General features: G+C 61.2%; 11 protein-coding genes and 1 tRNA gene. 8 read left to right on the top strand and 4 right to left on the bottom strand.

What is annotated here, in order from left to right; translation table 11 throughout:
- Nucleotides 1-18: 18 nt before the first annotated feature.
- Nucleotides 19-861: an amidohydrolase family protein gene (locus tag VNT00_RS10145; RefSeq protein WP_325587060.1), complete on the bottom strand. Its 843-nt coding sequence runs from the start codon at nt 859-861 to the stop codon at nt 19-21.
- Nucleotides 862-901: 40 nt separating this feature from the next.
- Entirely contained in the window at nt 902-2,572 is a 1,671-nt protein-coding gene (locus tag VNT00_RS10140; protein ID WP_325587058.1) for a (2,3-dihydroxybenzoyl)adenylate synthase, read from the bottom strand.
- A 242-nt stretch (nt 2,573-2,814) separates the two neighbouring features.
- On the opposite strand from VNT00_RS10140, the gene VNT00_RS10135 reads away from it, so the two are divergent.
- The 5 genes from VNT00_RS10135 (at nt 2,815) to VNT00_RS10115 (ending at nt 7,450) form a co-directional block, all read left to right on the top strand.
- Nucleotides 2,815-3,576, top strand: a complete 762-nt coding sequence (locus tag VNT00_RS10135; protein WP_325587056.1) for an SDR family NAD(P)-dependent oxidoreductase — start codon at nt 2,815-2,817, stop codon at nt 3,574-3,576.
- Between the two features lie 184 nt (nt 3,577-3,760).
- Entirely contained in the window at nt 3,761-4,780 is a 1,020-nt protein-coding gene (locus VNT00_RS10130; RefSeq protein WP_325587054.1) for a TRAP transporter substrate-binding protein, read from the top strand.
- Nucleotide 4,781: 1 nt separating this feature from the next.
- Nucleotides 4,782-5,321 carry a TRAP transporter small permease gene (locus VNT00_RS10125; RefSeq protein WP_325587052.1) on the top strand — a complete coding sequence of 180 codons (540 nt, stop codon included), beginning with the start codon at nt 4,782-4,784 and terminating at the stop codon, nt 5,319-5,321.
- Entirely contained in the window at nt 5,318-6,622 is a 1,305-nt protein-coding gene (locus tag VNT00_RS10120) for a TRAP transporter large permease (RefSeq protein WP_325587050.1), read from the top strand. The genes VNT00_RS10125 and VNT00_RS10120 overlap by 4 nt, the downstream gene beginning before the upstream one ends.
- Nucleotides 6,623-6,676: 54 nt before the next feature.
- Nucleotides 6,677-7,450 (top strand): uracil-DNA glycosylase, encoded by a 774-nt coding sequence (locus tag VNT00_RS10115; RefSeq protein ID WP_325587048.1) that lies wholly within the window; start codon nt 6,677-6,679, stop codon nt 7,448-7,450.
- Between the two features lie 8 nt (nt 7,451-7,458).
- On the opposite strand, the gene VNT00_RS10110 is transcribed toward VNT00_RS10115, so the two are convergent.
- Nucleotides 7,459-8,142 (bottom strand): BtpA/SgcQ family protein, encoded by a 684-nt coding sequence (locus tag VNT00_RS10110; RefSeq protein ID WP_325587046.1) that lies wholly within the window; start codon nt 8,140-8,142, stop codon nt 7,459-7,461.
- A 270-nt stretch (nt 8,143-8,412) separates the two neighbouring features.
- Between VNT00_RS10110 and fabG the strand changes: the two genes are divergently transcribed.
- Nucleotides 8,413-9,153 (top strand): 3-oxoacyl-ACP reductase FabG, encoded by a 741-nt coding sequence (gene fabG / locus VNT00_RS10105; RefSeq protein ID WP_325587044.1) that lies wholly within the window; start codon nt 8,413-8,415, stop codon nt 9,151-9,153.
- 104 nt (nt 9,154-9,257) lie between these two features.
- Entirely contained in the window at nt 9,258-9,506 is a 249-nt protein-coding gene (locus VNT00_RS10100; RefSeq protein ID WP_325587042.1) for a hypothetical protein, read from the top strand.
- A gap of 63 nt (nt 9,507-9,569) precedes the next feature.
- Here the strand turns inward: VNT00_RS10100 and VNT00_RS10095 are convergent.
- Nucleotides 9,570-9,648, bottom strand: a tRNA-Ile gene (locus tag VNT00_RS10095).
- A gap of 125 nt (nt 9,649-9,773) precedes the next feature.
- On the opposite strand from VNT00_RS10095, the gene VNT00_RS10090 reads away from it, so the two are divergent.
- On the top strand, nt 9,774-12,249 hold a 2,476-nt coding region (locus VNT00_RS10090), incomplete at its 3' end, for an MG2 domain-containing protein (RefSeq protein WP_325587040.1).

Genomic DNA, 12,249 nt, shown 5'->3' with positions numbered 1-12,249 from the left:
GCGGCGGCGCCGGCTTCGCTACAGACCCAGTATGCGTTCGGCATTGCCATGGAATATCTTTTCCATGACGGCGTCCGTGTAGCCCAGCTCGCCCCATTCGCGCAGCAGGCGCTCGTAAGGCATGCTGGGATAGTCGCTGCCGAACATGACCTTGTCCTGAAGACGCGAGCGCATGTCTATTTTTAACTGTGGCCAAAAATACTTGGGAGCCCAGCCCGACATCTCCCAATAGACATTGCCCTTGTGCAGGGCGACCGCCGTGGTTTCATCGACCCAGGGCCAGCCGGGGTGCGCCATGATGATCTTGAGCTTGGGAAAATCGGCGGCCAGCGCGTCGATGGCGCTGGGGTGCGCGTGGCGGATCAGGGCGCCCATGCCTCCGGGCATGCCGGCCCCCATGCCGGTGGTGCCCACGTCTATCATCACCGCCGCGCCAAGCTGGGAAATTTCCTCGAACAGCGGGTAGTATCGCCGGTCGTCCACCGAGAAATGCTGCATGATGGGATGAAAGTGAAAGCCCAGCATGCCGAATTCCCTGACGGCCCGTTGCGCTTCGCGGATGGCCAGCTCTCCCTTGGAAGGCTCCAGGGCCCCCCAGGCCTGGATAATGCGATCCGGGTTGCGCTTCCACATGCCGTGCACGTATTCGTTGCTGCACGGCGGTGTGCCTATGGTGGTTTCCAGGTCCAGGGCCACCAGGACGGCCTCCACGCCCGCGGCGGCGAACTCCCCGACCACCTCTTCTTCGGTTTTGGGCAGCCAGGGGCGGTTCCAGTATTCAGCCAGGGCGTCGACGTAGGGTTGCTGGCATGCGGTCCATTGTTCGGTGTTGGGATAGCAATGCAGGTCGATGATTCTCATGATGTAGATCCCTCGTGGGTAATGGAGCGGGGCGGCCGGATCAGGCGGTGGCCGCGCCGGAGTTCCTCTGTTCGCTTTTCATCTTTTCGGTAATGTTTTCCCGGAGCTTCTTTTTGGAAACCTTGCCGAAGGTGGACAGCGGAAACTCGGTCATGATTTCCAGGCGTTCGGGGAGCTTGTATTTGGCGATCTCCTTGTCCATGAGAAAGTGCTTCAGCTCTTTGAAGTCGAGTGTTGCGTTGGGATGCAGCAGCACGCAGGCGCACATCCGCTCGCCCATGTCCGGATCGGGAATGGGAACGCATGCAACGTCCTTGACCGAGGGGTGGGAGAGGATCAGGTTCTCGATCTCCTCGGCGCTGATTTTTTCTCCGCCGCGGTTGATGAGGTCTTTGCGCCGGCCTTCGACCATGTAGCGCCCCGATGGGTGCTGGCGCATCAGGTCGCCCGATTTATAGAACCCGTCGGGAGAGAAGGCGGTCTTGTTGTAGTCGGGAACACCGAAGTAGCCGCGCAGGGTGTAGGGGCCCCGGCACCACATCTCGCCGGTTTCGCCGAATGGCACGTCCACGCCGTCCTCGTCGACGATGCGAACCTCGTCGTCGGGGCAGACAGGGCTGCCAACCGTTTCCAGGCGAACGTCTTCGGGGTCGTCGTGCCGCACGAAAAACAGCAGCCCTTCGCCCATGCCGAAATTTTCCTGGATGAAGGCGCTGGGTATCAGCCTTTTGGCCAGCATGCGCACTTCGGGCTGCAGCCGCTGCCCGCCGCTTTGGATGACCTTCAGCGACGAGAGATCGTATTGGCCGAGCACCGGGTCGTTCAGCAGCCGGATCAGCAAAGCGGGAACGACCTTGATGTGGGTGACGCCATTCTGCTGGATGGCCGCGCATACGTCTTCCGGACGCGTGCTGGCCAAAAGCACGACCTTGGCCCCCTGGAACATGAAGCCCTGGATGCCAGGGCAGGCAAGGGGAAGGTTGTGCGCGATGGGCAGGATGACGAGCAATACGTGATGCGATTCGATCCGGCAGACTTTGGCGGCTATTTTCGAGTTGTAGGCGTAGTCGTTGTGCGTGCGCGGTATGAGCTTGGGAATGCCCGTGGTGCCGCCCGAAAGCTGGAACACGGCGGGATCCGTGGGATCGATGTCGATGGCTTCGAGCCGCGATCTGTCCGGATGCGCGGGCGGGGTGTCTATCAGGTCGCGCAGCGAATGAAACCCGCTTTCAGGCTTGCCCAGGACAATGCGGTGTTTGAGGAAGGGGCTTTGTTTTTGCACGCGGGCCATCATTTCCTGGAAGTCGAAATCGCCCTGGCGATCCGGCGATACGCAGGCCGTCGCGCCGGACAGGGTCACGAACTGGCTGACTTCCTGGTAGCGGTGGCTGGACAGCGCGGCAATGGGGATGCAGCCGATTTTTTGCAGCGCAAAATAGAGGATGACGAACTCGATGACATTCGGAAGCTGGACGACGACGCGATCCAGCGGTTTCAACCCGATGTCCAGCAGGTTCAGCGCCAGCCTGTCGGTGGCCTGGTCCATCCAAGCATAGGTGTACGAGCGCTCGCCATCTATGAACGCCACCCGGTCGGCGTAGTTGTCGAATACGGCTGCGAATTCCTGCGCCAGCGACTTGTCTTTCCAATAGCCTTTTTCACGATAGCGCCTGGCGTATTCCGGCGGGAACGGGACGACTCCTTCAAGCATTTTCTTCCTCCTGATGGTTACGGACTGAACGGCGGCCTGGGTCGGCCTTTCCATATGGATGGTTGTTTTTATAATATGAACATGTTCAGTTTAGATTTTGATCATTTTCATGTCAATGATTTTTGCCGAGTGGATTGGTTGCCGGCTTCCGTTCGATGGCTGGTGGATTTTTTCTTGCCATAAATATGATCATGATCTAAAGTGGAACATGTTCATAATAATCAAACGAGGCAGGAGGCAATATGAATCATGAAAAGCCGGTCGCTCTGGTTACGGGCGGAGGCACGGGCATAGGGCGCAGCGCGGTGCTGACGCTGGCCGGGGCGGGCTACGACGTGGCCATCAACTACAGCAGCAGCAAGGCGGCGGCCGATGAAACCGCTCGGGCCGCGGCGGATCTTGGGGCCGAAACCATCCTGATTCAGTGCGACGTCAGCGACGATGCCGCCGTGCGCCAAATGCTGGCCCAGGTGGAGCAACGCTTCGGCAGACTGGACGCTCTGATCAACAACGCGGGCACGACGTCGGCCATCAGCCCCAAGGATTTCGAGGGCGTTACCGCCGAAAACTGGGATCGCGTGTTCGCGGTCAATGTGCGCGGCATGTTCCAGGTGACTAGGGCGGCCGTGCCCATGCTCAAGGCCGCGGGAGGCTGCGTGGTGAACACGGCCAGCATCGTCGGGCTGCGCCCGGGGCCCCAGCCTCTGGCCTATGCCACCAGCAAGGCCGCGGTGGTCAGCCTGACCAAGGTTCTTGCCTACAACCTGGGTCCCGATATCCGCGTCAATGCCGTCGCTCCGGGTTGGATGGAAGGCGACTGGATGAAGCGCATGCTCCAGGACAATTACGACCGCCTCATGGAAAGGCGGGCCAGGCTGACGCCCTTGAAGCGCTGCGTTACGGCCGACGACGTGGCTCAGACCATGCTCAGCCTCGTGCAGGGAAATCGTTTCGTTACCGGCGAAGTCGTCGTCATCGATGGCGGCTTTTCCAGTTCCACCTAGGCTCGTTCGCCAGGTTCGCCGTGCCGGCCGGGAAGGCCGGACGGAGGTTTCGTTTAAGTGTTCAGGCCCGATCGGGCCTGTGGTAGACAGGCAGCAAATAATGCGTTGATCGTTGAATTCAAGACCGGACACCCAAGACAGGGCAAGATGCCCGGAGGGTTTCCGATAATTATGGAGACAAACCATGAGTACACGACGTATGTTTCTGGGCGCGGCTGCGGCCGCCGTTCTTGCTTTCGCTTCACCGGCCATGGCGGCACAAACTTACGAGCTCAAGGTGTCGAGCTATCTGCCGCCCAAGCACACCATCAATATCGAGATCAGGCGTTGGGCCAAGGAACTCAAGGAGAAATCCGGCGGACGGCTGATCCTCAAGCTGTTTCCATCGGGACAAATGGGGCCGGTCAATCGCCAGTTCGACCTGGCGCGCACTGGAGTGGCCGACATTGCGTACGTATTGCAAGGGGCGACGCCCGGCCGCTTTCCCATGACCGAGCTGGCGCAATACCCCACACTCATTCCCAACGGCAGGACGGGCTCGCAGGCGCTCATGGACGTCAAGGACTTGCTGGCAAAGGAATACAAAGGCGTCAAAGTGCTGTATTTCATGTCGACCCCGCCAATTCCGCTGCTTACCTCCGCCAAAGAGGTCACCACCCTGGAGCAGATGCACGGTCTGCGTATCCGCCATCCTGGCACGGTGTATGCGTCGCTGTTGTCGGCGCTGGGCGCGACGCCGGTGGGCGTGGCGCCATCCGAGGTGGCCGATGCCCTGAACAAGGGCACCATAGATGGAACCTTGATGTCCTACGAAGGGGCTGAGAGCTTCCAGTTGGGCTCCGACCTTAAATATGCAACGGCTTTCAACGCCGGGGTGGTCACGTTTGCGATGGTGATGAATCCCAAGAGCTATGCGGATCTTCCCAAGGATCTGCAGGCCCTGATCGACCAGACCACCGGCAATGCCGGCGCAAAACGGGTCGGTACCGACTCCGACCTTGCCGACGAGCGCGGCCTCAAGTACATGAAAGCGCACAACGTCAAGATCGTGCGGCTGAGCGATGCCGATGCCAAGGCCTACGCAACGCTTACCGCCGGGCTGATCGACAAGAAGGTCGCCGCGCTCGAGGCAAAAGGCCTGCCGGGCAAGGTCATGCTGCAAAGACTGAAGGAGGCCATTGCCGCGCGCGCCAAGGAGCAATGACATGTCCTTGACCACTCATCGCGGCGGCCGCTTCCACCGGGTCGTGCGGTATTGCTTTCGGGCGCTGACCCTCGTGGCCGGGCTGGCCCTGGCCCTTATGATGCTCGTGACGATGGCCGACGTCCTGCTGCGCAATTTGTTTTCGGTCCCCATTCTGGGAACCTACGACATCGTCGAGACGTTGATGGTCTTTGTCGTGTTCCTTGGCATCGGCGAGGCCTTCCTCGACGACACTCATATCATGGTCGATGTCGTCGATCACTTCGTCGGCCCGCGTTCCGTGCATGTTCTGAAGGTCATCGCCTTGCTGCTTGCCGTGGTGTTCCTTGGCCTGCTGCTGCGGTACATGCCGGCGCCCGCCTGGGAGGCCTATGTATACGGAGACCGCAAGCCGGATCTGCCGATACTTCTGGCCTGGCTGTGGATTCCGTGCCTGGTGGGTATTCTCGCCGCGTTTCTTGCCGCGCTGTACAAGCTGTGCCGTCTTGTCCGGCGCCCGCTGGACGGCGAGGAGGGTTCCATTGCCGGAGGTCGCGAATGAGCGTTCAGTACATTGGGTTGTTGGGCATGATGGCGCTGCTGATTCTGATCTTCGCCCGGGTTCCCGTGGCCATTGCCATGGGGCTGGTCGGCACTTTGGGGTATGCCGCCATCAGCGGCTTCGACAAGGCCTTCATCGTCCTGGGTTCGACGCCGTTTGAAATGGGGTCCGCCTATGCCTTGTCGGTGGTGCCGCTGTTCGTGCTGATGGGGGCCCTGGCTTCGGGCGCCGGTATTTCGAGCCAGTTGTTCAGCTCGGTTCGCGCGTTGTTTTCCGGTGCACGTGGCGGGCCGGCGTATGCGACGCTGGGCGCCAGCGCGGCTTTCGGCGCGGTGTGCGGCTCGTCGCTGGCGGTTGCCGCCACCATGTCCCGGATCGCGCTGCCCGAAATGCGGCGGGCCGGCTATGGCGACAAGCTGATCACCGGCGTCATCGCTGCAGGAGGTTCACTGGGCATCCTGATTCCTCCATCCATCATCCTGGTCATCTACGCCATCATTGCCGAGCAGTCGGTGCAGAAGCTGTTCGCCGCGGCCTTGATTCCCTCGATATTGCTCACCCTGTTCTACGGTGTCGTGCTGGGCTGGATGGTGCATCGCAAGGACAACCATGAGGAAGCCATGCCGAACATAGGCTGGAAGGGACGGCTGCGCGCGTTGTTCAGCATGTGGGAGATCATTCTGTTGTTCGGAGTTTCGATAGGGGGTATCTATTTGGGCTGGTTCAGCCCCACCGAGTCCGCGGCGGTCGGGTCGTTCGGCGCCTTGCTGCTGGGCTTGCTCAGGCGACGGCTGCCGCTTGCCCGCGTGCATGCGGCGTTTGTGGAAACCATACTGATTTCCAGCATGCTGTTTCTGGTCGTGCTGTGCGCGTTCATCTTTTCGTACTTCGTCGTGCTGACCGAGCTGCCGCATACCTTGGTCGAGTGGACCCGCAGCCTGCATGCGTCGCCCGCCGTCATCATGCTCATCCTCATCCTGTTCTACATTGTGATGGGATGCTTTCTGGACGGCATAGGCATGGTGCTCATCACCGTGCCCGTGTTTTTTCCCCTGGTCACCGAAGCCGGCTTCGATCCGGTATGGTTCGGGGTCGTGCTGGTGCTGGTGGTCGAGCTGGGGCTCATCCATCCGCCGGTGGGCATGAATATTTTCGTGATCCGCGCCCAGGCGCCCGATATTCCGTTGTCGGTGATTTATCGTGGGGTGATTCCGTTCCTGGCGGCGCCCATTGCCTTGTTGCTGTTGCTGGTGGCGTTTCCGCAGATAGCCCTGTGGTTTCCGGGGATTCTATACCGTTAGCATTTGGATGCGGCGAAGGGCTTACAATCCGTCAAAAGCACTAAGGAAAGGATTATGCCGGAAGCCACCATCAACGCAGTGCAGAACGCGTTTCAAGGAGATTTGTTTGCGCATGTCGACGTCCTGCCGCCCCAGTGGCAAGAGGCGTTTTCCGGTGCGCGCGAGCAGGAAACCTTGCGCTCGCTGGACGATTTTCTTGCGCAGCGTCTTGCCGCGGGAACCATGATTTTCCCGTTGCGGCCGTTCCGGGTGCTGCTGGAAATCGCGCCGCAGGACGTGCAGGTGGTGATCCTGGGGCAAGACCCTTACCATGGCCCGAACCAGGCCCAGGGGCTGGCTTTTTCGGTGCCCGACAATTGTCCCATGCCTCCCAGTCTCAGAAACATGTTTGCCGAGCTGTCGAAGGAGTATCCCGACGCCTTCGTTCCCCAGCGCAGCAGCCTGATTCGATGGGCCCGGCGCGGCGTATTGCTGCTCAACACCACCCTGACCGTCGAAGCCCACAAGCCGGCATCGCATGCCAAGCGGGGCTGGGAAATCATTACCGACGCCATCATTCAGCGCGTGCTGCGCGTCCCGCGCCCCAAGGTCTTTCTGCTTTGGGGTTCGCATGCGCAATCCAAACAGGCCCTGCTCGACGAACATCCGGCCGCGGGGCCGATACTGGTGCTCAAGGCCAATCATCCATCGCCTTTGTCCGCAATGCGTCCGCCCAGGCCGTTCATGGGCTGCGGGCATTTTCGCAAGGCCAATGAATGGCTGACCGCGCACGGAGAGGCCGGCATCGACTGGCTGGAAAACCGCAGCCCGAAGGCGGCGCAGTCATAGGCGGTTCGCTATCGGCAATGGGGGACTTGGCCTGCCTGCTGCCGTTTGGCCAGATCCACAAAGCGCGCCAGCGTGTCGTAGTCGAAATGATGCTCGTCGCTGGACACGGAGCTGGCCACCAGGGCGTGCGAAATATACGGGGCGAATAAGGCAATGTTATCCACGCTGAGCCCGCTGGCCACGGCCAGGCGCCCCTGGACCTGTTCGCTCATGGCGGTGATTTTTTCAAGCTGTGGAGCCGACCCAGTGGCTGCGCCGCTGGTCGTGGGCAGAAACCCCGCTTGCAGGGTGTTGTAGGCCGCCAGGGCAGGATTCGGTTCCGGCTTCTGGTATTTGAACGCAACGCCGGCAAAGATCTGGATGGAACGGCCGGTGCGCGAAAGCTCGTGAAGCTGGGCCGCTTGGGCTGTCGCGCCACTGGAATCCACATAGCAGTTGTCCGCCCACAGAGTGTCCAGGCCGGCGGCCTGGAGCAGCGCACAGGCTTTCAGCGCATCTGTTTGCAGCAGGCTTGCGCCGACGAGCATATTGCCGTGGCTTGCCTTGATGTCCTTGCCGACACTCGGAAGTTCTTCGTCCGCTCCTTGATGCGAAATCAGGAATACTCCGTCGGCACCCGCCTTGGCGGCTATTTCCGCCTGCTCCAGCGAGAGGGTGGCATGAAGGTGGTGGATCACGGGTAGAACGATCATGGGAGAATCCTTGGCGGCGATAAGGGTTTGTTGACACGCTGGGTGCGCTGTCCGGCCGGCCGGGACGTTCAGCGCCGATTCCGGTTCGAGCGTTGGGGACAGTCGGCACGCCTGGCGAACTCGGGCTCATCGATTGTACGATGTGCGCGCGGCATCGATCATGCCTGGAGAAAATACGTGTATTCTTTCTGGCTATTGGCTATTGGCTATTGGCTATTGGCCGGAATCCACGGCCGCGAAAACGCTTTCACTTTGATAAGGTCAAGAATAATGAAGCTTAAAGAACGAGTCGCTTTGATTACCGGAGCCGGAGCGGGCATTGGGCAGGCAACCGCCAGGAAATTCGCCAGCGAGGGCGCCACCGTGATCCTGTGCGACCGCAACTCCCAAATGGTGCAGCAAGAGGCGCAAGCACTGAACGCGGACGGCCATTCCGCCCATGCGTACACGCTCGATGTCACGCAGCGCGAGGCCATCGACGAAATGGTGGACGACGTAAAAAGCAAGTTCGGCCGTGTCGATATCCTGGTCAACAACGCCGGCATCACGCAGGACGCAAGGCTCGCCCAAATGACGCAGGAGCAGTTCGACAAAGTCATCGACGTCAACCTGAAGGGGGTGTTCCAGTGCACGCAGAGCGTCGTCGACACCATGATCGAACAAAAGAGCGGCGTGATACTGAGCGCCTCCAGCGTTGTGGGCCTGTATGGAAATTTCGGCCAGACGAACTACGCGGCCAGCAAGTTCGCCGTGATCGGCATGACCAAGACGTGGGCGCGGGAGCTGGGGCCGAAGGGAATCCGGGTCAATGCCGTGTGCCCGGGATTCATTGAAACCGACATCCTCAAGTCCATGCCCGGGAAGGTGCTGGACCGCCTGCGCGACCAGTGTTGGCAACGCCGCCTTGGCTCGCCGGCCGAAATTGCCAATGTCTATGCATTCCTGGCTTCCGACGACGCCAGTTATATCAACGGCGTGGCGATCGAGGTGTCGGGCGGGATGTCGCTTTAGGGCCTGTTTCGTTCAGACTGGTTATCGATGGATACAGTTCGATTCGGCACGGCTGCCACGGGTTTGCTATAACAAGGGTTACAACAATTTTGCAGGATTGGGGAATGTCCATTCGAATGTTCAGCCGATGCGGCATTGCGCTGCTGCTTGCCGTCTTTGTCTCCGGGTGCTCCGTCATCGGTCTTGGCGGTTCCGATCGAAAACCCGCCTCGACCTCGGCGGGCGACGACTGTGCGGGCAACCGCAGCCGGTGCATCTACAAGGGAAGCTACGAGCCGGGAGAGCAGAGCTACGCGGTGGACGAAGCCGCGCGGCTGAACCGGGCCGAATTGTCGAGGTTGCGACGCTGGTAAAACCCACCATGAGCAAAGCAAAAGGCCAACCCCGAAGAGGTTGGCCCAAGTATTTGGTGTTCTTGGTGGCCCCCCCGTGAGTCGAACACGGCACCAACGGATTATGAGTCCGCTGCTCTAACCAAGCATGAGCTAGAGGGCCAACAAGCCGGCAATTATCGCATACTCGGCGGGCTTTTGCCCAGCGAACGGAATTTTACCTTTCATCCCTTTCTTATTGAGTAAACTGCACGGCTGATAACCCGCAAACGGGAAGAGGGGATTGCCATGGTTCGCCGCGCAGCGTTGATCTTGTCCGCATTTTTGCCGCTTTGCTTTGCGCAGGCGGCCCAGATTACGCAGTTTTCCCCGCAGGGCCGGGTCTCGGTGGTGGAAAGCGTCAAGGCTACGTTCGATGTGCCGGTGGTGGCCGTGGGCGACGATCAGGCTGCGGCGCCGTTGCGGGTCGAGTGCGATGATGCCGGTGTGAAGGGGCAGGGACGCTGGGTCGATGCCAGGCGCTGGACCTATGTATTCATCCAGGCCCCGGGGCCGGGGGTGCGGTGCGAGGCCAAGGTCGACAAGGCGTTCCGCACGCTGGCCGGCGAAACCTTGCGCGGCAAGACCCGGTTCAGCTTTTCCACCGGCGGCCCGCATATCGTCGATACCCGTCCTTATGGCCCGGAAGTCGACGAGGAACAGATTTTTGTCCTGCACTTCAACGGCAAGGTGGACCCGGCCACGCTGCTGGCGCATTCGGCCTGCCTGGCGCAGGGCCTGGGCGAAGAAATTCCGGTGCGCGTGATCGAGGGCGACCAGCGCAAAGCTATTCTGGATGCGTCCGACATTCCCGACGATCGGCGCGACGCCAGCTTCCAGCTGGTGCAATGCAAACGCCGTTTGCCGGCCGATGCCGGATTGCAACTGGTGGTTGGGGCGGGGGTGGCGACTCCTTCCGGCGTGGCTACGGACAAGGCGCAAGTTTTCGAATACACCGTGCGCCAGCCTTTCACGGCATCGTTCAGTTGCCTGCGCGAGAACGCCAATGCGGCGTGCACGCCGGTATCGCCGATCACGTTGAGTTTCAGCGCTCCCTTGCCCAGCGAGCTGGCTGCCGGGATACGCCTGAAGACGCCTTCGGGCGAACTGTCGCCCGCGAAAAACGATGACGCGGCATATCGGGGCACGGTCGATCATGTGCGATTCATCGGACCCTTTCCCGAGCAGGCCAAGTTGTCGCTCCAGTTGCCGGATGGCATGAAGGACGATGCCGGCCGTCCCCTGAGCAACGCGGATCGGTTTCCGCTGGAGATTGCCACGGCGGCATTTCCGCCCCTGGTGAAGTTCGCCGCGGCGCCCTTCGGTGTGATCGAGCGCTTCGCTTATGCGCCGGCCGCCGCCGGCGATGGCGGCGAGCCTCCCAGCGTGTCGCTGTCGGTGCGCAATGTCGAGGCCGGGCTGCAGGCCAGCGAGCTTGCCGTGCCCGCGGGAACGGTGCGCGACCACGTCACCCAGGACGATGTCGATGTCCTGCATTGGTATGCGCGCTTGCAGCGCCTGGAAGAAGGCTTCTGGACGCGCGGCCAAGTGAATAGAATCATGGCCGACCAGGAGCCTGTTGGCGATAAGGGCAAGCCCATGGACGTGCGCGGCTTCGCCGCCCTGGCGGGGCGCAAGGACGTGCGCGAGCTGGCTTTGCCCCCATTGAACAAGGGCGACCCCCGGCCCCTGGAGGTCATCGGCGTTCCGGTTCCCGAGCCCGGCTATCATGTGCTGGAAGTGGAGTCGGCGCGGCTGGGGGCGTCGCTGCTGAAGTCGGGGCGGCCCATGTATGTGCGCAGCTCGGCGCTGGTCACCAATCTTGGCGTGCACCTGAAACGAGGGCGCGACGACGCGCTGGTCTGGGTGACGACGCTGGATCAGGGCAAGGTCGTGCCCGATGCGCTGGTGAATATTCTGGATTGCGACGGCAATGCGCTGGCATCGGGAAAGACCGATGCCCAGGGAGTCTGGCACTATCCGCAAGCCCTGGATGCGCGTGACTACTGCCCCGCCACAGGGCTTGGCGGCGTCTACGTATCGGCGCGCATTCCGGCCAGCCACCCCTTGGCCCATGGCAAGGCGGATTTTTCGTTCGTGCTGTCGTCCTGGAACCGGGGGATCGAGTCGTGGCGTTTCAACGTTCCCACCGATACCGAGCCGACGCCCACCGTGGTCGCGCACACCGTGTTCGATCGTACCTTGCTGCGCGCGGGCGACACCGTTTCCATGAAGCATTTCATCCGCGTGCAGACCCGCGATGGACTGGCCGCGCCGGACGACGTGACGCAGTTGCCCACGACGCTGGTGATCGAGCACCAGGGATCGGGCGAGCGCAGCGAGCAGCCTTTGTCGTGGCGCAAGACAGCTTCCGGCGGGCTGGACGCGGTCAGCAGTTTCGCGGTTCCCAAAACCGCCAAGCTGGGGCTGTACACTGTTACGCTGACCGGCAAGGGCAATGGTTATGTTCCACCGAGCGGCCAGTTCCAGGTCGAGGAATTCAAGCTGCCGGTGCTGGCGGGCAGCCTGAAGATCAGCGGTGAAGACGGCGCGGCGCTGCTGGTGGCGCCCAAGTCGTTGCATGCTGATGTGCAGATATCGTATGTGTCGGGCGGGCCGGCCGGCGGCCTGCCGATCAGCCTGTCAGCCGTGATGCGCGACAAGTGGCTGAGTTTCGACGGCTACGACGAGTATTCGTTCAATGTCTACGATGAACAGGGCGAAG

Source organism: Eoetvoesiella sp. (genome assembly GCF_035555955.1).
Lineage (GTDB): Bacteria > Pseudomonadota > Gammaproteobacteria > Burkholderiales > Burkholderiaceae_B > Eoetvoesia.
Note: the sequence above shows the minus strand (reverse complement) of the source record. Positions and strands in the feature narration are given on the sequence as shown.